The organism is Pseudomonas sp. P1_A1 (assembly GCF_056406935.1).
Window position 1 is genome coordinate 253,343 of sequence record NZ_JBFTZE010000008.1, and the last position, 25,323, is coordinate 278,665.

Consider the following 25,323-nt stretch of genomic DNA (forward strand, 5'->3'; position numbering starts at 1 on the left):
ATCCGCCTAGCGGCTTATTCGACCTCCAACAGAATCTGACGATTTTTTACCTGGTCGCCAACCCTGACCTGCAAGCGCTTGAGCACGCCGTCAATCCCCGATTTGAGTGGATGCTCCATTTTCATCGCTTCAAGCACCACCAGCAGCTGCCCTTGGCTGACCGGGCTGCCCTCACTGACCAATACATCGACGATCGCCCCGTCCATCGGCGCCTTGAGCGTGCCAGAGCTGACACTGACCTGGCTGCTGACCAGCGCCTGGGTCCGATCGACCAGCCGCAGGCTGCCGGGGCGCGTGAACAACCAGAGTTGACCAGCTTCTCGGCGGTAGGCATGGCGTTGGCGGATGCCGTCGATTTGCAGGGTGGCCCAGCGTCCGTCGCACTGGATGACCTTCAGTTCGAGGGGCCGGGCACCGATCTGAACACGGTAGGGTTCGCCAGGTTCAGCGTGCAGTTCTACCGGCCAGGCCTGATCTTCCAGGCCGATCCGATAGTGCAGCGGCACGCTGGCGTTGTTGCGCCAACCGGCCAGCGGGGCGGGGTGAGCCTGCGCTGATGCTTGATAAAAAAGCACCGCGGCGATGGCCAGCTCGTCGGCGCTCGGCGCATGAGGGTGCAGGCAGGGATGGTCGGCGAAGTTCGTGGGGATAAACCCGGTGCTGAACTCGCCACTGATGAACTGGGGGTGTTCCAGCAGATTGGCGAGTAAGCGCTGATTGCTTTGCACGCCCAGCAGCACACTGTCCTGTACCGCCCGCAGTAACTTGCGCCGGGCTTCTTCACGGGTGGCACCGTGGGCGATGAGCTTGCCCAGCAGCGGGTCATAGAACGGGCTGACAGACTGGCCTTCGATCAGGCCATGGTCGATCCGTACGCTGCCCTGGATCGCTGGCTCCCAGGCCACGATTCGCCCGGTTTGCGGCAGAAATCCATGGGCTGGATCTTCGGCGTACAGGCGCACTTCCATGGCATGCCCGTTGAGCTGCACCTGTTCCTGTCGTAGCGGCAGCGGTTGCCCTTCGGCGATGTGTAATTGCCAGGCCACCAGATCGAGGCCGGCGATCAGTTCAGTCACCGGGTGTTCCACTTGCAACCGGGTGTTCATCTCCAGGAAGTAAAACCGGCCGTGAGCATCCAGCAGGAATTCCACGGTACCCGCCCCCACGTAATTCACCGCGCGACCCGCCTTGAGTGCCGCCTCGCCCATGGCCTGGCGCAATTCGGTGGTCATCGCCGGGCAGGGCGCTTCTTCGATGATTTTCTGGTGGCGGCGCTGGATCGAACAGTCGCGTTCGCCGAGGTGGATCAGGTTGCCGTGCTGGTCGCCGAACACCTGAATTTCAACGTGACGCGGATCGATCAAGGCTTGTTCGAGGATTAATTCGTCGCTGCCAAACCCGTGCAGCGCTTCGGAGCGTGCGCTGCGGATCTGTTCCAGCAATTCGGCGGCGCTGTGCACCAGACGCATGCCGCGACCGCCACCGCCGGCACTGGCCTTGATCATCAGCGGATAGCCGATGCGTTCGGCTTCGCGGCGCAGGGTGGCGTCGTCTTGTTCGCTGCCCTGATAGCCTTTGATGCAGGGCACGCCGGCTTTGATCATGGCGAGTTTCGACAGCCGTTTACTGCCCATCAGCTCGATGGCCTCGGGGCTGGGACCGATGAAGATGATACCGGCCTGCTGGCAGGCGAGGGCGAAGCCTGAGTTTTCCGAGAGGAAGCCGTAACCGGGATGGATTGCATCGGCACCGGTGCGCCGGGCGGCATCGATGATGGCCGGGATGTTCAGATAAGACTGCTGCACCGGGGCCGGGCCGATGTTCACGGCTTCGTCGGCCATCTGCACGTGCAGCGCATTGGCGTCGGCGTCGCTGAATACGGCGACGGTGCGGTAGCCCAGGTTTTGCGCGGTGCGTTGGACGCGGCAGGCGATTTCACCGCGGTTGGCGATCAGGATTTTCTTGAGGGCCGGCATGAGGTATTTCCTTGGTTTTTGCGGTGAATGTAAGGGCTCATCGCGCGCTTGCCCGCGAGGCTCTTTAAACGGCCCACCCTGGTTTGCGCTTCTGCACAAAAGCCATTGTCCCCTCGACCCCTTCAGCCCCGGTCACTGCTTCGCTGAACCACTCGGCTGCCTGATCCAGCAGATCATCCGAGGGTTGTCCGACACTCGCCAGCAACAGTTTTTTGGTCGCCGCATTCGCCCCCGGTGCGCAACACAACACATGGGCCAACACCTCATCGAGGCGTTCGGCCAACGCTTGTGGGTCATGTTCGACAAAATGCACCAGCCCCATGCGCCGCGCCTGGGTGCCATCGAAGCGTGCGGCGGTCAGGGCCAGTCGGCGGGCCTGTGTCAGGCCGATGCGTTGCACCACGTACGGTGCGATCTGCGCCGGCAACAGGCCGAGGCTGGTTTCCGGCAGGCCGAATTGCGCCTGATGATCGGCCATCGCGATGTCGCTGACACAAGCCAGGCCGAAGCCACCCCCAAGCACCGCACCTTGCAGTACCGTAATCACCACTTGCGGCGCGTGTTGCACCTCTTGCAGTAGCGCACCGAACGCACGGTTCAAATCGCGGTAGGCGGTCTGGCCTTGAGCGCGGGCGTTGGCCATGTCCTTGATGTCGGCACCGGCACAAAAATGCCCGCCGGCACCGCCGATCACCAGCGCGCGAATCTGCCGGTCATCGCGCACCGCCGCCAGCACCGCGCGCAGTTCGCTGACCATCAGCAAACTCATGGCATTACGGCTGTCCGGGCGATTGAGGGTGATGTGCAGCACGTCGGTATGCAGGCCGAGCAGCAGGGTTTGACAGACGGGGAGGGTGCTCATTTGTTTTTCCCCGGCAGGATGCCCATGAGTTTGCAGATGATCCCCAGCATGATTTCGTCGGCACCGCCGCCAATCGATACCAGCCGTACATCGCGGTAAGCCCGGGCCACCGGGTTGTCCCACATGAAGCCCATGCCGCCCCAGTATTGCAGGCAGCTGTCACTGACTTCCCGACCGAGTCGTCCGGCCTTGAGTTTGGCCATCGACGCCAGACGGGTGACGTCCTGGCCTGTGATGTATTGCTCGGTGGCCTGGTAGACCAGCGCCCGCAGGCATTCGATTTCGGTTTGCAGTTCGGCCAGGCGAAAGTGGATGACCTGGTTGTCGATCAGCGCGTTGCCGAAGGTTTTACGCTCCTTGCAGTACTCGATGGTGCTGTCGACGCAGTACTCCAGGCCTTTGATCATGTTCGCCGCGCCGAACAGCCGTTCTTCCTGGAACTGCAGCATCTGCATCATGAACCCCGCGCCTTCGTGGCCGATGCGGTTGCGTTGCGGCACGCGTACGTTGTCGAAAAACACCTGGGCAGTTTCCGAGCTGCGCATGCCGAGCTTGTCCAGGTGCGGGCTGAGGCTGATCCCGGGGCTGTTCATCGGCACCATGATCAGCGACTTGTTGATGTGCGGTTTGTCGTCCGAGGTGTTGGCCAGCAGGCAGATGAAGTCGGCGCTCGGCGAATTGGTGATCCACATCTTGCTGCCGTTGATCACGTAGTCGTCGCCGTCCTTGCGGGCGGTGGTTTTCAGCCCGGCGACGTCGGAGCCCGCGCCGACTTCGGAAACTCCGATGCAACCGACTTGCTCGCCGGTGATCGCCGGCCGCAGGAACTCTTCGCGCAGTTCATCGGAGCCGAAACGCGCCAGGGCCGGGGTGCACATGTCAGTCTGTACACCGATGGACATCGGAATGCCGCCGCAATGAATGGTGCCGAACTCTTCGGCCGCCACAATCGAATAGCTGTAGTCGAGGCCCATGCCGCCGAATTTTTCCGGTTTGGAAATCCCCAGCAAACCGAGCTCGCCGGCCTTGCGAAAGATCTCATGGATCGGAAAGCGCCCGGCCTTTTCCCATTCCTCGACGTGGGGATTGATTTCATGATCGACGAATTGGCGGACGGTGCGGCGCAGTGCTTCGTGTTCCTGGGTGAAGATCATTTTTATTGTTCTCCTGTCGAACCCGATCGTTCCCACGCTCTGCGTGGTAACGCCTCTATGGACGCTCCGCGTCCGCTTTTGGGACGCGGAGCGTCCCGGGCTGCATTCCCACGTAGAGCGTGGGAACGATCAATCAAAAACGTGCGACACCAAAGCTGTTGGGTTGCAGCGCCCGAACCTCGGCCTCATGGCAGATATCCAGTAAGTATCCAAGCAACGTGCGGGTATCCCGTGGATCGATCAGCCCGTCATCCCACAGGTTGGCGCTGCCATATAGCGCGGTGGACTGGCTGTCGAGTTTCTGCGCGGTGACTTGTTCCAGCATGTCGAGCATTTTCGGGTCGGGCACCAATCCGTCCTTGAGTTGTTTGGCTTCGGTGACGATCCGCAGCACTTTGCCGGCCTGGGCACCGCCCATCACCGCGGTGCGGCTGTTGGGCCAGGCGAAGATGAAGCGCGGGTCGAGACCGCGGCCGCACATCGCGTAATTGCCGGCACCGTAGGAACCGCCGACGACGATTGTCAGTTTAGGCACCCGGGCATTGGCCACCGCTTGAATCATTTTCGCGCCGTGCTTGATCACGCCTTGCTGTTCCGACTCGGTGCCGACCATGAAGCCGGTGGTGTTGTGGAAAAACAGCAGCGGCGTCTGGCTCTGGTCGCAGAGTTGAATGAACTGCGCGGCCTTGCTCGCGCCTTTGGGGGTGATCGGGCCGTTGTTGCCGATGAAACCGCAGGCTCGACCCTGGATCTGCAAATGCCCGCACACCGTCTGCTGATCGAACTCGCTTTTGAATTCGAGGAAGTTCGAAGCGTCGGCAACCCGCGCGATGATTTCACGCACGTCGTAAGGTTTTTTCGGGTCATCCGGGATCAGCCCCAGCAGTTCGTCGATGGGGTAGAGCGGCTCTTCCCACCGACGTTCCGGTAACCACGGCAACTGATCGTTCCACGGCAACAGACTGACAATCTCGCGCACCTGGCGCACGCCATCGGCATCGTTCTCAGCCAGGTATTCGGCGGTGCCGGCGGTTTGCGCATGCATCTCGGCACCGCCCAGTTCTTCGTCGGTGGCGACTTCACCGGTGGCGGCCTTGAGCAGTGGGGGGCCGGCGAGAAACAGCTTGGCCTTGCCGCGCACCACCACCACGTAATCCGACAGCCCGGGCTGGTAAGCACCGCCCGCCGTGGCCGAGCCGTGGACCACGGTGATCTGTGGCAAGCCCATCGCCGACATCCGCGCCTGATTGGCAAAGCTGCGCGCGCCTTCGACGAAAATTTCCGCCGCATAGTTGAGGTTGGCGCCACCGCTCTCGGCGAGGGTGATCACCGGTAGTTTGTTTTCCATGGCGATCTGCTGCAGACGCAGGGACTTTTTCAGGCCGCTGGGGGAAATGGTGCCGCCCTTGATCGCGCTGTTGTTCGCCACCACCAGCACCCGCACGCCGGATACGTAACCGATCCCGGCGATCAAACCGCCGCCGGCCGCGCTGCCGTCCTTGTCGTCGTGCAGCTTGTAGCCGGCCAGGCTCGCCAGCTCGAGGAATGGCGCGCCGGGATCAAGCAGCAGGTTCAGCCGCTCCCGGGGCAGCAATTGCCCGCGCTTGTCGAACCTCGGTTTGGCTTCTGCGGCTTTATTCAACAGGTTCTGTTCGAGCTGGCGGACCTGCTCGATGCCGGCCAGCATGGCCGCACGGTTGCGGGCGAATGGTTCGCTGAACGGGTCTATCTGGGACTGGATGACCGGCATGGTGATTCCTTGTCCTTCGGTTCGTCTGGTTTGGAGGCGTCCGGCCTGAGTACTTCAGGTAAATAGGCGCGGTGAAAGCCGTTGTACGAGTGACTGTTCTGCGCCTTGTGCATTGGCCAGGCCCGCCCGCCGAGGCTGGCGGCACCGTCGATGCGCAACGTGCTGCCGCTGACAAACGCCGCTGCCGGGCTGAGCAGGAACACAATCGCCGCGCTGATTTCCGATTCGGTGCCGATGCGCTTGAGCGGCACGTGTTCGCACAGTGTCGGAATCACCGCCCGGAACGCGCCTTCGTAGGTGTCCATGCCGCTGGACGCGACCCAGCCCGGCGCGACGGCGTTGACCCGCACGCCGGCGTAGCCCCATTCGAACGCGGCGGTCTTGGTGAAGTTGTCCATGCCCGAGCGCGCCGCGCCTGAATGGCCCATGCCGGGCATGCCGCCCCACATGTCGGCGAGCATGTTGACGATGGCACCGCCGTGCTTGCTCATGGACTGATTGAACACCTCCCGGGCCATCAGAAAACCGCCCACCAGATTGGTGCGCAGGATGGTTTCGAAACCTTTCTGATTGATCGACGCCAGCGGCGACGGGTACTGCCCGCCGGCATTATTGACCAACCCATGAATCGGCCCGTGTTCGCGGATCAGCTCGCTGACCAGTTGCGTGACGGCGTCTTCGTTGCGGATATCGCAGACCTGCCAACTGGCTTTACCGCCGTCTTCGGTGATTTCGGCGCTGACCTTTTTCAATTTGTCGGCATTGCGTCCCACCAGCAGCACTTGCGCGCCGAGGGCCGCGAGCTCATGGGCGGTGCAACGACCGATGCCGCTACCGCCTCCGGTGACGATGATGGTTTGGCCGGCGAACAGGTCGGGTTTGAAAATCGAGTCATAGGCCATGGCGACAGTCCTCTAATTGAACTGATCGGCGATGCGCTGGGGCACCGGAATCTGGATTTCCAACAGTTGTTGGGCGAACGCCTTGCCCTGCGGATCGATCCGCAGGCTGGCCACGCCACCGCCGCCGAGTGCGTTTTCCAGAAGAAAATTAAAGCTCTGAGTGCCGGGTAAATACCAGCGTTCGACGCGTCCGTGAATCGGGTCGAGGACATGGCTCATCCAGTCGACCATCACCTCGGGTGTCAGTGCTTCGGCGATCCAGGGCAGGTAGTCGGGGTGGCGGGCCATGACGCCGATGTTGCTGTGGTTACCCTTGTCGCCGGAGCGCGCCACGGCGAGTTTGATCAAGGCCACGCTGGCGTCGGCGCGTTCTGCGGGTTGGGGCGGATCGAACGGTAGTGGCAAGTCCGCCGGGTCGAGCGTATCGAGGGCGGGCAGGGCGCATGGATGGCGCTCACCGGCAAGATCGATATCCAAGGCGCAGGCGGTTTTGTCGATCAGGAACGAAAACAGCCGGATCAACGGATACACCGTCGGCCGTCCGCCGACGATTCCCGTCAGCCCGGGCGCCATACCGGTGGCAGCCTGAGCGATTTCCCGGGAGAACAGAATCAAGGCCTGTTTGCTTGGATGGCGCACGGCGAGTTTGATCACCACCTCACGGCTGTCCTGGCGCTGGCCGTGGGGGCCGTAAGTGGCCTCGCTGCCCAGCAGTTCGATGTTCACTTCGCTGTAGGGCGCCCAGCCGCGCTGGCTAAACATTTGCGAGGTCTTGTTGATGATCGCCTGGCTGACCCGTCGGGCCTTGGCTACGGCATCGATCCCGGCGATCAGGCAACTGGCGGTGCAGCGGAAACCGTCCGGGTACGTTGCGCTGACCTTGTACTGAGCGGTCGGCGGCAAGCCTTTCGCGCCATGCACCTGAACCGCGTTATTGCCTTGTTGCACGAGTTTGACCTGGCTGAAATCGCACACTACATCGGGCAGCAAATAGGCCTGTGGGTCGCCGATCTCATAGAGCATCTGCTCGCCAACCGTCAGCGGTGTGACCAGGCCGCCGGAGCCGTCGGGTTTGCTGACGATGAACTGGCTGTCGGCGCCGACTTCGACGATCGGAAAACCGATGTGTTCGTAATCGGGCACGTCATGCCAATCGGTGAAATTGCCGCCGGTGCACTGGGCGCCACATTCGATCAGGTGCCCAGCCAATGCGGCCTGGGCGAGTTTGTCGTAGTCGTGCCACGACCAGCCGAACTCATGCACCAGCGCGGCGCTGACCACGGCGCTGTCGACCACGCGCCCGGTAATCACAATGTCGGCGCCCAGGCGCAGGGCTTCGACGATGCCCGGTGCGCCGAGGTAGGCGTTGGTCGACACGCACATCGGCGGCAGGGGCGCGCCACTGAACATCTCATGGATACCAAGACTGCTCAGGTGTTTGAACTGCGGTTGCAGGTCGTCACCCGACAGCACGGCGATTTTCAGCGCCACCCCGGCCTTGTCGCAGGCCGCTTGCAGGGCAGCGGCGCAGGCCTGTGGATTGACCCCGCCGGCGTTGCTGATCACTCGGATCTGTTGTTTCGCGAGCTGCTCGAGGAGGGGGCTGAGGACTTCGATGAAGTCGCTGGCGTAGCCGGTGGCGGGATCTTTCATCCGCGCCCCGGCCATGATCGACAGAGTGATTTCGGCCAGATAATCGAACACCAGATAGTCCAGGCGGCCGCCCTCCACCAGCTGCGCGGCGGCGGTCGAGGTGTCGCCCCAGAATGCACTGGCACAACCGATGCGAATTGTTTTAGGCACAGTCAACTCCATAGCCACCTGCGACAGAAGTGCTTCGAGACTACCAAGCAAGCGCTTGGTTTGTAAACGCCTTGATTATCTTCTTCCCGAGCGCTTGCTTGGTCGCCCCCGCCAGCTTAAATTGCCCGCGCAACCCTACTGTTTTAACGGGGCAGCGGCGCATTTGATTGATCGACTGTAGGAGAGAACGGGTGGACGAGCAAAAAGCCCTGAGGGTGATGCGCGAATTGGTCGACAGCGGCCAATTGACCGACCCCGACAGCGCCCGCGGCAAACTGCTGCAAGTGGCCGCTCACCTGTTTCGCAACAAAGGTTATGAACGCACCACCGTGCGTGACCTGGCCAGTGCGGTGGGCATTCAGTCAGGCAGCATTTTTCATCACTTCAAAAGCAAGGACGAGATCCTGCGGGCAGTGATGGAGGAGACCATTCGCTACAATACCGCGTTGATGCGCGCAGCACTGGCCGAGGCCGGCAGTGTGCGCGAGCGGGTGCTGGCGCTGATTCGCTGCGAATTGCAGTCGATCATGGGCGGCAGTGGCGAGGCCATGGCGGTGCTGGTGTATGAGTGGCGTTCGCTGTCTGAGGAAGGCCAGGCGCAGGTTCTGGCGCTGCGCGATATTTATGAAGCCATCTGGCTGCAGGTGCTGGGAGAAGCCAAGGACGCCGGTTTTATCCGGGGCGACGTGTTCATCACCCGCCGCTTCCTGACGGGCGCGCTATCCTGGACCACCACCTGGTTTCGCCCCGGTGGCAGTATGAACCTCGATCAATTGGCCGATGAAGCGCTGATTTTGGTGCTTGAAGAACGGTAAGAGCCGTCTATCTCGGCAAGAAACTGGCTAAGTTGACGAAACCGCCTAGTTTGTATGCATTGGTGAGTATTTTTTTGGGGAGTGTGCTGTTTTGATGTCTTCATCAATTCGAATGGCGTCGCGGCTTTTGCTGGCGGCGCTTGCGGTGTGCTGGGTGTTGCCATCTCAGGCCGCGCAACAGGTGCGGGTCGGGGCCGCCCATTTTCCACCCTATACCGTGCGCCCGGAGTCCGGTGCCGACACCGGTCTGCTGCCGCAACTGGTGGAAGCGCTGAATCAGTTGCAAACCGATTATCAGTTTGTGCTGGTGCCCACCTCGATTCCCAGGCGTTTCAACGACTTCAAGGAAGGCCGGGTCGATATGGCGATTTTCGAGAACCCGGACTGGGGCTGGAAGGACATCCCGCATACCCTCGTTGACATGGACCTGGAAGATGCAGAAATCTTTGTCGCGCAGAAGCAACCCGGTCGCGATGAGAGTTACTTCAAGGACCTGACGGGCAAGCGGCTGGCGCTGTACAGCGGCTATCACTACGAGTTTGCCAATTTCAATGCCGATCCCAAGTATCTGGCCGACACTTACAAGGCCACGTTGACCTATTCCCACGACAGCAACCTGCTGATGGTGCTGCGCGGGCGAGCAGACATTGCCCTGGTGASACGCTCTTATCTGAGCGATTACCTGCTGCGCAACGAAAAAGTCGGCGAGCAGTTGCTGGTGTCGCAACGCATCGATCAGGTCTATCACCATTACGCGCTGATTCGTCCAGAGGCGCCGATTACGGGTGAAGCATTCGGCAAGTTGCTGCAAGGCCTGCGAAACAACGGCCAGATGCTGAAGATTTTCGATCCCTACAAAATTGCCCTGGTGCCGGTGGGCAAGCACTGAATCGCGCCATGGGGCGCGTATTTGGCGACGGCGCTTAAATTTTCTGCCCCGGCTCACGTCACATCGTTGAACTGTCGACGATTACCGTGAGCCCGATCCATGTCCAATCTGAATGACCTGACCGCCCTGGCCTTGCCGTCAGGCAACCGTCTTGTAGCCGATGAAACCGCAAGTCGCCTGAGCCTCAGCCTGGAAGGTCAGCCGCTGATCGAACTGCGGCTGACCCGCGAACCCGAGTTGCATCTGCGGCTGGAGGAGCGCTTTGGCCGTCCTGACGGTCAAGCATTCTGGGCGGCCTGTTATTGGCTGTTTGCCCGTGATGCGCAGTGTCAGCGTCTGACCTGGCACCTCGATCAAGTGCCCACCGAAGCCTTGCTCAGCGGATTGCTGATCCCCACCGACGTCAACGGCCAGTATCGCTGTGAACGCACGCTGTTCTGGCAATTGCCTCAGCCTTGGCTGGGTGAGTCGTTGACCGGTAGCTATCCACAGCAGATGGTCATCAGCGACGGCAAGCGCCATCCCCTTCGTGCAGCGAAACCCCGTGGTGAGGTCTATCGACGCTTCGATGCGCGGCTCGGTGCGTGGGTTTCCCTGCGCACGGTAGAAATCGAGCATGACCTGGCGCGTTTCAACCGTTGGCAGAACAGCCCGCGGGTCGCGAGTTTCTGGCAGGAGGAGGGCAGTCTCGAGCAGCATCGGGAATACCTCGGCAAGCTTGAAGCCGACCCGCATACCTTGACGCTGATCGGTTGCTTCGATGATCAGCCGTTTGCCTACTTTGAAGCCTACTGGGCCAAGGAAGATCGCATTGCGCCGTTCTATGACGCCGGTGATTACGACCGTGGCATTCACATGCTGGTGGGCGAAGAACATCACCGTGGCCCACATAAGGTGGCGAGTTGGTTATCGGCGCTGGTGCACTACTTGTTTCTCGATGATCCGCGCACTCAACGGGTGGTCGCCGAACCTCGAGCCGACAACGCGAAGATGATCGGGCATCTGCACAATCAGTGTTTTCACTGCGAAAAAGAGTTCGACTTCCCGCACAAGCGCGCGGCGCTGATGGTGCTGGGGCGTGAGCGGTTTTTTGATCGGTGCAAGTTGGCCTGAAAAAAAGATCGCAGCCTTCGGCAGCTCCTGCATTGACCGTGTTTGCCGCGATATTTGCGGATGAGCACGCACCTGTAGGAGCTGCCGAAGGCTGCGATCTTTTTTATCGACACGGCGCCGTCTTAACGACGAGCGAAGGTATTCGCACGATTGCCCGACACCTTGCGGCAATGCACCAGCGCATCACGAATCATGAAGTTCACCAGGGTGGGCGAGACGCCAAGTTCCTTGGCGATGTCTTTTTGCGGCACGCCGTGCAGGCGGTACATCTCGAAGGCGTAACGGGTGCGGCTGGGCAGCTCTGTCAGTGCATCGGCAATGTTTTCCAGGGTCGAGAAATTCATATGCGAGGTTTCCGGCGAAGCGCCCTGGATCACCACGTTCAGACCTTCCTCTTCCGGGCCTGAATACTTCTGCTCCAGCGCCTGCTTGCGGTAGTGATCGATCGCCAGGTTGCGCACGATCTGGAACAGATAGCTGAGCTGCGCCTTGATGGACGAGGTGATCTGCGGCGCCGATTGCAACCGGAAGAAAGCATCCTGCACCACGTCTTCGGCACGGGATCGGCAGCCGGTAATGCGGGCGGCAATCTTGACCAGAATCAGTCGGTTGTCGACGAAGGCCTGAAGTAGCGGTGAATCGCACCTGCTTGTGGATACTTGTTCCGTCATTGGAAATCACCTTGCTGCAAATAGGGTCGTGAGACGACAAGGGGGGTCGGAGCCGTCCTACATATCGAGCGACAAATTATTCTGAATGATAATGATTGTCAATTGAGAAAGAGAATTAATGCTCCACTGCGGTGCGGAGGGAGAGCGGCGACACGCTGACTCATCCACTGGCCGCAAGCCCGTCGGCGCTCAAGCCCGGCGACTAATTATTTCAAGACCTCATCCGTTCTCATTGGTGACTGGCTGCGGGCGCAAGCCCCTGACAAAACAGCATTCCCAATGCCTTGCGCGGTCGGCGAAGACCGTGTCCTGCATGCCCATGAACGGGCATGACGTACGAAAACCGATTCCACTTGCAAGCCGAATTCAGGCAGGAAACCTCATGACCGACGCGTTCGAACTCCCCAGCACACTGGTCCAAGCCCTCCAGCGCCGCGCGGCCCTGACGCCGGACCGGGTGGCCTTGCGTTTTCTCGCCGAAACCCAGGATCAGGCTGTGGTGCTCAGTTATCGTGAGCTGGATCAACGGGCGCGAACCATTGCCGGTGCGTTGCAGGCCGAGGCGTCGTTCGGCGATCGCGCGGTGCTGCTGTTTCCCAGTGGCCCGGATTATGTTGCGGCGTTCTTTGGTTGCCTGTACGCCGGGGTGATTGCGGTCCCGGCCTATCCGCCGGAATCGACCCGTCGTCATCATCAGGAACGTCTGCTGTCGATCATCAGCGATGCCGAGCCGCGCCTGCTGTTGACCCGCGCCGACCTGCACGACGCGTTGCTGCAAATCAACGGGGCGCCGCCGCTGCTATGTGTCGACACCCTCGACAACGCTCTGGCCGAACGCTGGGTTGCGCCGGACTTGCAAGGCGTGCACATCGCCTTCCTCCAATACACTTCCGGCTCCACAGCGTTACCTAAAGGCGTGCAAGTCAGCCACGGCAACCTGGTGGCCAACGAACTATTGATTCGTCATGGCTTTGGTATCGACCTCAATCCTGATGACGTGATCGTCAGCTGGCTGCCGCTGTACCACGACATGGGGCTGATCGGTGGCCTGCTGCAACCGATTTTCAGTGGCGTGCCGTGCGTGTTGATGTCGCCGGCGTACTTCCTCGGTCGCCCGTTGCGCTGGCTGGAAGCGATCAGCGAATACGGCGGCACCATCAGCGGCGGGCCGGACTTCGCCTATCGACTGTGCAGCGAGCGCGTCAGCGAATCGGCTCTGGAATGCCTCGACCTGAGCGGTTGGCGCGTGGCGTATTCCGGTTCCGAACCGATTCGTCTCGACACCCTGGAACGCTTCGCCGAGAAGTTCTCGGCCTGTGGTTTTACGTCGGACAGTTTCATGGCTTCTTACGGCCTCGCGGAAGCGACACTGTTCGTTGCCGGCACTCTGCGCGGTCAGGGCATTCCGGCATTGCGCGTGGATGATCAGGCCCTGGCGCAAAACCGTGCCGAACCGGGCGATGGCAGTCCGATCATGAGTTGCGGCGTCAGCCAGCCGGATCATGCGGTGCTGATTGCCGATTCGGTAACGCTTGAAGAACTCGCCGACAACGTCGTCGGTGAAGTCTGGGCCGCCGGGCCGAGCATCGCCCATGGCTACTGGCGCAACCCTGAAGCCACGGCCAAGACCTTCGTCCAGCATGCAGGCCGCACCTGGCTGCGCACCGGCGACCTGGGTTTTTTGCGTGACGGTGAACTGTTCATCACCGGGCGCCTGAAAGACATGCTGATCGTTCGTGGTCACAACCTCTATCCGCAGGACATCGAGCAGACCATCGAGCGCGAAGTGGAGGTGGTGCGCAAAGGTCGCGTGGCCGCGTTCGCGGTCAACTTCGAGGGGCGGGAAGGCATCGGCATTGCCGCGGAAATCAGCCGCAGCGTGCAGAAAATCCTGCCGCCCGAGGCGCTGATCAAAGCTATTCGCCAGGCAGTGGCCGAGGCGTATCAGGAAGCGCCGAGCGTGGTGGTGTTGCTCAATCCGGGGGCGCTGCCCAAGACCTCCAGCGGCAAGTTGCAACGCTCGGCCTGTCGCAGTCGCCTGGCCGATGGCAGCCTCGACAGCTATGCGCTATTCCCGTCGGCAGACAGCGCAAGCCCCTCTGAAACTGAATCGGGCTCCGAGCTGCAGACCTTGATCGGCCAGATATGGTGCGAACAACTCAACGTCAAACAAGTCAGTGCCGATGACCATTTCTTCCTGCTCGGCGGTAACTCCATCGCTGCCACTGAAGTGGTCGCACGCCTGCGTGAAAAGCTGGCTCTGGAGCTGAATCTGCGTCTGTTGTTCGAAGCGCCAACCCTCGGCGCGTTCGCCGCCGCCGTCGCCCGGCAACAACAGGATGGCGGCCTCGCCCAAGGCGCGATCACTCAGCTGTCGCGCAACGAAGCCATGCCGCAATCCCTGGCGCAAAACCGTTTGTGGATCACCTGGCAACTTGACCCGCAGAGCAGCGCCTACAACATTCCCGGCGCTTTGCGCCTGCGCGGCGAACTGGACGAAGACGCCTTGCGCGCCAGTTTCCAGCAACTGATCGAACGTCACGAATCCCTGCGCACGCGGTTTTTCGAGCGCGACGGTGTGGCCCTGCAACAGGTCGATGCTGCCGCTGAATTCGATCTTCAAGTGATCGACATCCGCGACGTGCCGGCCGCCGAGCGTGAAGCCCGCGCGCAACAAATCCGCGAGGACGAAGCCCGCACCCGGTTCGACCTGGAGAACGGCCCGCTGCTGTGGGTGACCCTGGTGCGCCTCGATGATGAGGATCATCAACTGCTGGTGACGATGCACCACATCATCGCCGACGGCTGGTCGCTGAACGTGCTGATCGACGAATTCTCGCGCCTGTATGCGGCAGCCTCTCAAGGCCGGACCGCCAGCCTTGCAGCCTTGCCGACGCAATACGCCGACTACGGCAGTTGGCAGCGCCAGTGGCTGGCGCAAGGAGAGGGCGAACGGCAACTCGCTTACTGGAAAGCGCAGTTGGGTGACGAGCATCCGACCCTGAGCCTGGCCACCGACCACCCACGTTCGGCGCAGCACACTTACAGCGCCGAACGCCACACGCTGCGATTGGACGCGAGCCTGAGCAACGCCATTCGCCAGACCGCCCAGGCCCATGAATCGACACCGTTCATGCTGTTGCTCGCAGCCTTCCAGAGCCTGCTGCATCGCTACAGCGGCCAGCGCGACATCCGCGTCGGCGTGCCGAATGCCAACCGTCCACGCCTGGAAACCCAGGGGCTGATCGGCTTCTTCATCAACACCCAAGTGCTGCGTGCCGAAATGGATTCGCGACTGCCATTTGTGGAGTTACTGGCGCAAACCCGGCAAGCCGCCCTGGGTGCACAAGCGCATCAGGACCTGCCGTTCGAACAACTGCTCGAAGCTTTCCCCCAGGCCCGCGAACAAGGTTTGTTCCAGGTGATGTTCAACCATCAGCAACGGGATCTCAGCGCCCTGCGTCGTCTGCCGGGGCTGCTCGCCGAAGAGCTGCCGTGGCACAGCCGCGAAGCCAAGTTCGACCTGCAACTGCACAGCGAAGAAGACCGCAACGGACGCTTGAGCCTGTCGTTCGACTACGCCAGCGAACTGTTTGACGCGCCGACCATCGAGCGTCTGGCCGAGCACTTCAGCAACATGCTGCGAGCCATCTGTGAACGCCCGCAACAAGTGATCGGTGACCTGCAACTACTGACTACCGCCGAACACACTCAGCAAAATGACTGGAGCGTTGCCCCATGCAGTCCGGCGCAGCAGTGGTTGCCGGAACTGCTCAACGAACAAGTACGCCAGACCCCGGAGCGCACCGCGTTGCTGTGGGACGGCGGCAACCTGGACTTCGCTGAACTGCATACTCAGGCCAACCGCTTGGCGCATTACCTGCGCGACAAAGGCGTCGGCCCGGATGTGTGCGTGGCCATCGCCGCCGAGCGTTCGCCGCAGTTGCTGATCGGCTTGCTGGCGATCATCAAGGCCGGCGGCGCTTATGTGCCGCTCGACCCGGATTACCCGGCCGAGCGCCTGTCCTACATGCTCAGCGACAGTGGCGTCGAGTTATTGCTGACCCAAACCGAATTGCTCGACCGCTTGCCGGCCACTGATGGCGTCTGCGTGATTGCCATGGACGCCCTGCACCTGGAGAGCTGGCCAAGCCATGCGCCGGGTCTGCACCTGCACGGCGACAACCTGGCCTACGTGATTTATACCTCCGGTTCCACCGGCCAGCCCAAGGGCGTTGGCAACACTCACGCAGCGCTCGCTGAACGTCTGCAATGGATGCAGAACACTTATCACCTGAACGATACCGACGTGCTGATGCAAAAAGCCCCGATCAGTTTTGACGTGTCGGTATGGGAGTGTTTCTGGCCGTTGATCACCGGGTGCCGCTTGCTGATCGCCGGTCCCGGCGAACATCGCGATCCACACCGCATCGCGCAACTGGTTCAGCAATACGGCGTGACCACGCTGCACTTTGTGCCGCCCTTGCTGGGGTTGTTCATCGACGAACCGCTGACCGCCGAATGCACCAGCCTGCGCCGGGTGTTTTCCGGCGGCGAAGCCTTGCCCGCCGAACTGCGCAACCGCGTGCTGACGCAACTGCCGGCGGTGCAACTGCACAACCGCTACGGCCCGACCGAAACCGCGATCAACGTCACCCACTGGCACTGCACAATCGCCGATGGCGAGCGCTCGCCGATTGGCCGGCCATTGGGCAACGTGCTGTGCCGGGTGCTCGACAGTGACCTCAACCCGGTGCCGGCCGGCGTGCCGGGTGAACTGTGCATCAGCGGTATCGGTTTGGCTCGGGGCTATCTAGGTCGTCCGGGGCTGACCGCTGAGCGTTTCGTGGTCGATCCACTGGGCGAGCAGGGCACGCGTCTGTACCGCACCGGCGACCGTGCGCGCTGGACCGCCGATGGCGTAATCGAATACCTCGGTCGTCTCGATCAGCAGGTCAAACTGCGTGGCTTTCGTGTCGAGCCGCAAGAGATCGAAGCGCGGCTGTTGGCACAAACCGGCGTCGCCCAAGCGGTGGTGCTGGTGCGCGAAACGGCGGTCGGCGGGCAGTTGATCGGTTACTACACCGCCACTGATTCCACTGAAGACCTCGACACTCAAACCGCGCGCCTGAAAGCCGCGCTGGCCACTGATTTGCCGGAATACATGGTCCCGGCGCAACTCATGCGTCTGGACCAAATGCCCCTGAGCCCGAGCGGCAAACTCGATCGCCGCGCCTTGCCGGAACCTCAGTGGCATGTCCGCGAGCACGTCGAACCGGTCACGGCGCTTGAGCAACAAATCGCCGACATCTGGCGCGAAGTGTTGGGCCAAGCGCAGATCGGTCTGCGCGACGACTTCTTCGCCCTCGGCGGTCATTCTTTGCTGGCCACGCAAATCATCTCCCGCACCCGCCAGGCTTGTGACGTCGAGTTGCCGTTGCGGGCGCTGTTCGAGGCCAGTGAGTTGGGCGCGTTTGCCGAACAGGTTCGCTTGATCCAGGCCAGCGGCAAAACCAACCGGCAGCCACCGATCGAGAAAGTCGACCGCCGCCAACCGGTGCCGTTGTCCTATTCCCAGCAACGCATGTGGTTCCTGTGGCAGATGGAACCGGACAGCCCGGCCTACAACGTCGGCGGCATGGCGCGGTTGCGCGGTGTACTCGACGTCGGGCGTTTCGAAGCGGCACTGCAAGCGCTGATCATGCGCCACGAAACCCTGCGCACGACGTTCCCGAGCGTCGACGGCGTGGCCCGGCAACAGGTGCATCCGGACACCGGCCTGCGCATGGACTGGAAGGATTTCTCCGCGCTGGCGGCCGATACCCGTGAGCAGCGAGTCCAGCAACTGGCCGACAGCGAGGCGCACACGCCTTTCGATCTGGAAACCGGACCGTTGCTGCGCGCCTGCCTGGTCAAGACCGCCGAGCACGAACATTACTTGGTGCTGACCCTGCACCACATCGTCACCGAAGGCTGGGCGATGGACATCTTCGCGCGGGAACTCAGCGCACTCTACGAAGCGTTCGTCGATGACCGCGAATCACCGCTGCAACCCTTGCCGGTGCAGTACCTGGATTACAGCGTGTGGCAGCGTCAGTGGCTGGAGTCCGGCGAACGTCAGCGCCAGCTCGATTACTGGACCGCGCAACTGGGCCGCGAACATCCGCTGCTGGAATTGCCGGCTGATCGTCCGCGTCCGCCGGTACAAAGTCATCAGGGCGAACTGTTCCGTTTCGACCTCAGCGATGACCTCGCGGCGCGGGTTCGTGCTTTCAACGCAGACAACGGCCTGACCCTGTTCATGACCATGACCGCCGCCCTGGCCGTGCTGCTTTACCGCTACAGCGGCCAGACCGATTTGCGCATCGGTGCGCCGGTGGCCAACCGCATTCGCCCGGAAAGCGAAGGGCTGATCGGCGCGTTCCTCAACACCCAAGTGCTGCGTTGCCAGCTCGACGGGCAGATGTCCGTGGGCGAGTTGTTCGAGCAGGTTCGCCACACGGTGATCGAAGGCCAGTCCCATCAGGACCTGCCGTTCGATCACTTGGTCGAAGCCTTGCAGCCACCGCGCAGCGCCGCTTATAACCCACTGTTCCAAGTGATGTGCAACGTGCAGCGCTGGGAGTTCCAGCAGAGTCGCACCCTGGCCGGGATGACCGTCGAGTACCTGGCCAACGATGCGCGAGCGACCAAGTTCGACCTCAACCTGGAAGTCACCGACCTCGACCATCGCCTCGGTTGCTGCCTGACTTACAGCACCGATCTGTTCGATGAGCCGCGCATCGCGCGCATGGCCGGGCACTGGCGCAATCTGCTGGAAGCGTTGCTGGCCGATCCGCAACAGCGCTTGAGTGAGCTGCCATTGCTCGACGCCACTGAACAGCAAAACCTGCTCGACAGCCTCGGCATCGAGCCGGGTGAGCATCGCCTCGATCAATGCATCCACCAGCTGTTCGCTGAGCAGGCGCGGGTGCGCATGGGCGCACCGGCGCTGACGTTCGCCGGGCAAACCCTGAGCTACGCCGAGCTCGACAGCCGCGCCAATCGTCTGGCCTGGATGCTCCGTGAGCGCGGTGTCGGGCCGCAGGTGCGGGTCGGCTTGGCGTTGGAACGTTCGCTGGAGATGGTCATCGGCTTGCTGGCAATCCTCAAGGCGGGCGGCGCCTATGTGCCGCTGGACCCGGAGTACCCGCTGGATCGCCTGCACTACATGATCGAAGACAGCGGCATCGGTTTGTTGCTCAGCGATGCGGCGATGTTCGCGGCACTCGGTGAGTTGCCGGCCAGCGTCGGTCGTTGGTGTCTGGAAGACGATGCCGCGGACCTGGCCAATTACCCGGCCAGCGAGCTGCCGTTTATCAGCTTGCCGCAGCATCAGGCGTACCTGATTTACACCTCGGGCTCCACCGGAAAACCGAAAGGCGTGGTGGTGTCCCACGGTGAAATCGCCATGCATTGCCGCGCGGTGATCGAGCGTTTCGGCATGCGCCCGGATGATTGCGAGTTGCACTTCTATTCGATCAACTTCGATGCCGCGACCGAGCGTCTGCTGGTGCCGCTATTGAGCGGTGCGCAGGTGGTCCTTCGCGCTCAAGGCCAGTGGGATGCGCAAGAAATCTGCGGGCTGATTCGTCGCCATAACATCAACATCCTCGGCTTCACCCCAAGCTACGGCAGCCAGTTGGCGCAATGGCTGGCGACCCAGGGCGAAACCCTGCCGGTGCGCATGTGCATCACCGGTGGCGAAGCCCTGACCGGCGAACACCTGCAACGGATTCGCGCGGCGTTCAAGCCAAGCCTGTTTTTCAACGCTTATGGCCCGACTGAAACCGTGGTCATGCCGTTGGCCAGTCTGGCACCGGAGCAACTGGAAGAAGGGCAGGGTAGCGTGCCGATCGGCAGCGTGATTGGCGCGCGCGTGGCGTACATTCTCGACGCCGATCTGGCGTTGCTGCCACAAGGCGCGACCGGCGAGTTGTATGTCGGCGGCGCCGGTCTGGCGCTGGGTTATCACCAGCGTCCGGGGATGACCGCCGAACGCTTTGTCGCCGATCCTTTTGCCGCGAACGGCGGACGCTTGTACCGCACCGGCGACCTTGTCCGTCAGCGCGCCGATGGCCTTGTCGAGTACCTCGGCCGTATCGACCATCAAGTGAAGATCCGTGGTTTCCGCATCGAACTGGGCGAGATCGAAACCCGTCTGCTGGAACATGAGTCGATCCGTGAAGCGGTCGTGCTGGCGCTCGATGCGCCGAGCGGCAAACAACTGGTGGGCTACCTGGTCACAGACGTGGCCGAGCAGGGCGAAGCGCAACAAACCGCCCTGCGCGAAGCCCTCAAGGCTCACTTGAAGGCTCAACTGCCGGACTACATGGTGCCCACGCACCTGATCCTGCTGGCAAACATGCCGCTGACCGCCAACGGCAAACTCGACCGCCGCGCACTGCCGGCACCGGACCCGGAGTTGAATCGTCAGCAATACGTGGCGCCGAGCAACGAACTTGAGCTGACCCTGGCCGGCATCTGGTGCGAAGTGTTGAACGTGCGGCAGGTCGGCCTTAACGACAACTTCTTCGAACTGGGCGGCGATTCGATCCTGTCGATCCAGGTCGTCAGCCGGGCGCGGCAGCAGGGCATCCACTTCAGCCCGCGCGACCTGTTCCAGCACCAGACCGTGCAGACGTTGGCTGCGGTGGCGACTCGTACTGAACGGGTCACCGCCGAGCAAGGTTTGCTCACGGGTGAGTCGCGTTTGACGCCGATCCAGCACTGGTTCTTCGACACCGAAATCCCGCAGCGTCAACACTGGAACCAGGCGTTGCTGCTGGAGCCGACCGTGGCGCTGGAGCCGCATCGTTTGGAGCAAGCGCTGCTGGCGGTGATCGAACAGCACGACGCCTTGCGCTTGCGTTTCACCAAGGTCGCCGGTCATTGGCAGGCCGAGCATCAGGCAGTTTCCGACGCCGCCGTGCTATGGCAGGTGCAAGTGCCGACGATGGACAAAAGCGCGGCGCTGTTCGCCGAGGCCCAGCGCAGCCTCGACCTTGAGCAAGGGCCGCTGATGCGGGCGCTGTTGGTCGATGATCCCGAGGGGCACCAACGGCTGTTCATTGCCATTCACCACTTGGTGGTGGACGGGGTGTCGTGGCGGGTGCTGCTGGACGATCTGCAAACGGTTTATCGACAACTGGATGCAGAGCAGTCAGTAAAACTGCCGGCGAAAACCAGTGCCTTCAGGGACTGGGCCGCACGGTTGCAGGCTTACGCCGGCAGCGAATCCCTGCGGGAAGAATTGAGTTGGTGGCAGGCGCAACTGGCCGGCCCAAGCGCTGAATTGCCGTGTGATCGGCCTCGGGGCGGGCAGCAGAATCGTCACGCGCAAACCGTCAGCGTGCGCCTCGACAGCGAGCGCACCCGGCAACTGTTGCAGCAGGCCCCGGCGGCCTATCGCACCCAGGTCAACGATTTGCTGCTGACTGCGTTGGCCCGTGTGTTGTGCCGCTGGAGCGGTCATGAGTCGGCGTTGATTCAACTCGAAGGTCACGGCCGCGAACCCCTGTTCGACGAGATCGACCTGACCCGCACCGTCGGCTGGTTCACCAGTGCTTATCCGCTACGCCTCACGCCGGTGAGTGAACAGGGTGCGTCGATCAAGGCGATCAAGGAGCAACTGCGCGCGGTGCCGCATAAAGGCCTGGGGTATGGCGTGCTGCGTTACCTGGCTGATGGCCTGTGTCGGCAGACCATGGCCGCGCTGCCGGTGGCGCCGATCACCTTCAACTACCTCGGCCAGTTCGACCAGAGCTTCGGCAGCGATGCGCTGTTCCGTCCGCTCGATGAGCCGGTCGGCGCGGCCCATGATCCGCATGCGCCGCTGCCCAACGAACTGAGCATCGACAGTCAGGTGTACGGTGGTGAACTGGTGCTGCGCTGGACCTTCAGCGCCGAACGCCACGACCGGCAAACCATCGCCGACCTAGCGCAGGCGTATCGGGATGAATTGCACAGCCTGATCCAGCACTGCCTGAGCGACAACGCGGGCGGCCTGACGCCATCGGATTTCCCGTTGGCCAAACTGGCTCAGCCGCAACTCGACGCACTGCCAGTCCCGGCGGCGATTATCGAAGACGTCTACCCGCTGACCCCGATGCAGGAAGGCATGCTGCTGCACACCTTGCTCGAACCGGGCACCGGCCTCTACTACATGCAGGACCGCTACCGCATCAACAGCGAGCTCGACCCGGAGCGTTTCGCCCAGGCCTGGCAAGCGGTGATCGCCCGTCACGAAGCCTTGCGCGCCTCGTTCTGCTGGAACGTCGGCGAAGACATGCTGCAATTGATCCATAAACCGGGCAGCACGCCGATCGAGTATCTGGACTGGAGCGCGGTGGCCGAAGCCGAGCAAGAACCGAAGCTGCAGGCGCTGCTGAAAAGCGAGCGCGAGGCCGGGTTCGATCTGCTCAATCAGGCGCCGTTCCACCTGCGCTTGATCCGCGTGGGCGCGGCGCGCTACTGGTTCATGATGAGCAACCACCACATCCTCATCGATGCCTGGTGCCGTTCGCTGCTGATGAACGACTTCTTCGAAATCTACACCGCCCTCGGCGAAGGCCGGCAAGCGCAACTGGCGGTGCCGCCGCGTTATCGCGATTACATCGGCTGGCTGCAACGCCAGAGTCTGGCCGAGGCGCGGCAGTGGTGGCGGCAGAACCTGCAAGGTTTCGAGCGCACCACGCCGATTCCGAGCGACCGGCCGTTCCTGCGTGAACACGCCGGCGACAGCGGCGGCATGATCGTCGGCGACTGTTATACAAGGCTTGATGCCCGTGACGGCGCACAACTGCGCGAACTGGCCCAGGCCCATCAGCTGACCATCAACACCTTCGCCCAGGCGGCGTGGGCGCTGGTGCTGCGTCGCCTGAGCGGTGATCGCGACGTGCTGTTCGGCGTCACGGTGGCCGGGCGTCCGGTGGACATGCCAGAGATGCAACGCACCGTCGGGCTGTTCATCAACAGCATCGCCTTGCGGGTGAAAATGCCCGAGGACGATCAGCGCTGCAGCGTTCGTCAGTGGCTCAGCGGTTTGCTCGACAGCAACATGCAACTGCGCGAGTACGAGTACCTGCCGCTGGTGAGCATCCAGGAAACCAGCGAACTGCCGAAAGGCCAACCGCTGTTCGACAGCCTGTTCGTGTTCGAAAACGCCCCGGTGGAAGTCTCGGTGCTGGACCGCGCGCAAAGCTTCAACGCCACCTCGGATTCGGGCCGCACCCACACCAACTTCCCGTTGACGGCGGTCTGCTATCCGGGGGATGACCTGGGTTTGCACCTGTCCTACGACCAGCGTTACTTCGACGAATCTACCGTCGAGCGCATGCTCGGTGAGTTCAAGCGCCTGTTGCTGGCGCTGGTCGAAGGCTTCCATGGCGACATGGCTGATCTGCCGCTGCTGGGCGCAGAGGAACAGGACTTCCTGATCCACGGCTGCAACCAGAGCGAACACGATTATCCGCTGGAGCAGAGCTATGTCTCATTGTTCGAAGCGCAGGTTTCCCGGCATCCGCAGCGGATTGCCGCCAGTTGTCTCGATCAGCAACTCAGCTATGTCGAGCTGAATCAACGCAGCAACCGTCTCGGTCATGCGCTGATTGCAGTCGGTGTCGGCCTGGATCAACCGGTGGCGTTGCTTGCCGAGCGTAATCTCGATCTGCTGGGCATGATCATCGGCAGCTTCAAGGCCGGTGCCGGTTACCTGCCGCTGGACCCGGGCCTGCCGAGTCAGCGTCTGAGCCGGATCATTGACCTGAGCCGCACGCCGTTGCTGGTCTGCACTCGGGCGTGCCGTGAACAAGCCGTCGCGCTGCTGGAGGAATTCGGTTGTGCCAACCGGCCTCGATTGCTGGTCTGGGAAGACGTGCAGGCGAGCGACGTTTCGGTGGCCAATCCGGGTATCTACAGCGCCCCGGACAACCTTGCCTACGTGATTTACACCTCGGGCTCCACCGGCCTGCCGAAGGGCGTGATGGTCGAGCAGCGCGGCATGCTCAATAACCAGTTGAGCAAGGTGCCGTACCTGAAGCTGAGCGACGCCGATGTGATCGCCCAGACCGCTTCGCAAAGCTTCGATATTTCGGTCTGGCAGTTCCTCGCGGCGCCGTTGTTCGGCGCTCGGGTAGACATCGTGCCGAACAGCATCGCCCACGATCCGCAAGGCTTGCTGGCCCACGTCCAGAGCCAGGGCATTAGCGTGCTGGAAAGTGTGCCGTCACTGATTCAGGGCATGCTCGCCCAGGACTGCATGAGCCTCGATGACCTGCGCTGGATGTTGCCGACCGGTGAAGCGATGCCGCCGGAACTGGCGCATCAATGGTTGCTGCGTTACCCGCAGATGGGTCTGGTGAACGCTTATGGCCCGGCGGAATGCTCGGACGATGTGGCGTTCTTCCGGATCGACCTGGCTTCGACCCGTGGCAGCTATTTGCCGATCGGTACGCCGACCGACAACAACCGTTTGTACCTGCTCGATGGCGCGCTGGAGCTGGTGCCGTTGGGGGCGGTGGGTGAGTTGTGCGTGGCCGGCACCGGGGTCGGTCGTGGTTATGTGAGCGATCCGTTGCGCACGGCGCAGGTATTTGTGCCGAACCCGTTCGGTGCGCCCGGGGATCGCCTGTATCGCACCGGTGACCTGGCCCGGCGTCGCAGTGATGGCGTGCTGGAATACGTCGGGCGTATCGATCATCAAGTGAAGATTCGCGGGTACCGCATCGAACTGGGTGAAATCGAAGCGCGTCTGCATGAACAGCCGGAAGTCCGCGACGCGGCGGTCGGGGTGCAGGAGGGTGTCAACGGCAAGCATCTGGTCGGCTATCTGGTGGCGGCGGATTCGGCGTTGAATCCGAACGAACGACTGGAGCGGATCAAGCAGCGCCTGCGTGCCGAACTGCCGGAATACATGGTGCCGCTGCACTGGTTGTGGCTCGACAAAATGCCTCTCAACGCCAACGGCAAACTCGATCGCAAGGCCTTGCCGGCACTGGAGATCGGCCAGTTGCAAAGCCAGGACTATCAGGCGCCGGGAAATGAGCTGGAGCAGACCTTGGCGGATATCTGGGCCGAAGTGTTGAAGGTCGAGAAGGTTGGCGTGCGTGACAACTTCTTCGAGCTCGGCGGGCATTCGCTGCTGGCCACCCAGATCGCCTCGCGGGTGCAAAAAGCCCTGCAACGCAACGTGCCGCTGCGGGCGATGTTCGAGTGCAGCACGGTGGCGGAGTTGGCCGAGTACATCGACGGGTTGGCGGCAAGCGACATTACCGAGGAGAAAGTGGATCGGTTGAATGACCTGATGGCGGAGCTGGAGGGGCTTTAAAGTCAAAAGATCGCAGCCTGCG

The 25,323-nt window shown here is 62.0% G+C and carries 11 protein-coding genes; 4 read left to right on the forward strand and 7 right to left on the reverse strand.

The window, feature by feature from the left end:
- Positions 1 to 14: 14 nt before the first annotated feature.
- The 6 genes from AC1D2Q_RS14800 to AC1D2Q_RS14825 form a co-directional block, all read right to left on the reverse strand.
- On the reverse strand, positions 15 to 1,976 hold the full coding sequence (locus tag AC1D2Q_RS14800; protein ID WP_477813638.1) for an acetyl/propionyl/methylcrotonyl-CoA carboxylase subunit alpha: 1,962 nt from the start codon (positions 1,974 to 1,976) through the stop codon (positions 15 to 17).
- A gap of 64 nt (positions 1,977 to 2,040) precedes the next feature.
- On the reverse strand, positions 2,041 to 2,838 hold the full coding sequence (locus AC1D2Q_RS14805; protein ID WP_477813639.1) for an enoyl-CoA hydratase/isomerase family protein: 798 nt from the start codon (positions 2,836 to 2,838) through the stop codon (positions 2,041 to 2,043).
- A complete protein-coding gene (gene atuD / locus AC1D2Q_RS14810; RefSeq protein WP_477813640.1) occupies positions 2,835 to 3,992 on the reverse strand; it encodes a citronellyl-CoA dehydrogenase in 1,158 nt (385 codons plus the stop codon). The genes AC1D2Q_RS14805 and atuD overlap by 4 nt, the downstream gene beginning before the upstream one ends.
- A gap of 133 nt (positions 3,993 to 4,125) precedes the next feature.
- Positions 4,126 to 5,742, reverse strand: coding sequence for a geranyl-CoA carboxylase subunit beta (gene atuC / locus AC1D2Q_RS14815; RefSeq protein WP_018929988.1), 1,617 nt, complete (start codon positions 5,740 to 5,742; stop codon positions 4,126 to 4,128).
- A complete protein-coding gene (locus tag AC1D2Q_RS14820; RefSeq protein ID WP_477813641.1) occupies positions 5,718 to 6,644 on the reverse strand; it encodes an SDR family oxidoreductase in 927 nt (308 codons plus the stop codon). Before AC1D2Q_RS14820 ends, atuC begins: the two co-directional genes overlap by 25 nt.
- Before the next feature lie 12 nt (positions 6,645 to 6,656).
- Positions 6,657 to 8,447, reverse strand: coding sequence for an acyclic terpene utilization AtuA family protein (locus AC1D2Q_RS14825; RefSeq protein WP_477813642.1), 1,791 nt, complete (start codon positions 8,445 to 8,447; stop codon positions 6,657 to 6,659).
- A 191-nt stretch (positions 8,448 to 8,638) separates the two neighbouring features.
- On the opposite strand from AC1D2Q_RS14825, the gene AC1D2Q_RS14830 reads away from it, so the two are divergent.
- From AC1D2Q_RS14830 to AC1D2Q_RS14840, 3 genes are all read left to right on the forward strand, one after another.
- Entirely contained in the window at positions 8,639 to 9,262 is a 624-nt protein-coding gene (locus AC1D2Q_RS14830) for a TetR/AcrR family transcriptional regulator (RefSeq protein ID WP_477813643.1), read from the forward strand.
- A 94-nt stretch (positions 9,263 to 9,356) separates the two neighbouring features.
- Positions 9,357 to 10,151, forward strand: a complete 795-nt coding sequence (locus tag AC1D2Q_RS14835) for a substrate-binding periplasmic protein (RefSeq protein WP_477813644.1) — start codon at positions 9,357 to 9,359, stop codon at positions 10,149 to 10,151.
- A 99-nt stretch (positions 10,152 to 10,250) separates the two neighbouring features.
- A complete protein-coding gene (locus AC1D2Q_RS14840) occupies positions 10,251 to 11,264 on the forward strand; it encodes a GNAT family N-acetyltransferase (RefSeq protein ID WP_477813645.1) in 1,014 nt (337 codons plus the stop codon).
- Between the two features lie 122 nt (positions 11,265 to 11,386).
- Here AC1D2Q_RS14840 and AC1D2Q_RS14845 read toward each other — a convergent pair whose 3' ends face one another.
- Positions 11,387 to 11,935, reverse strand: coding sequence for an RNA polymerase factor sigma-70 (locus AC1D2Q_RS14845; protein ID WP_477813646.1), 549 nt, complete (start codon positions 11,933 to 11,935; stop codon positions 11,387 to 11,389).
- 382 nt (positions 11,936 to 12,317) lie between these two features.
- On the opposite strand from AC1D2Q_RS14845, the gene AC1D2Q_RS14850 reads away from it, so the two are divergent.
- Positions 12,318 to 25,301 (forward strand): non-ribosomal peptide synthetase, encoded by a 12,984-nt coding sequence (locus AC1D2Q_RS14850; RefSeq protein ID WP_477813647.1) that lies wholly within the window; start codon positions 12,318 to 12,320, stop codon positions 25,299 to 25,301.
- Positions 25,302 to 25,323 lie beyond the last annotated feature (22 nt).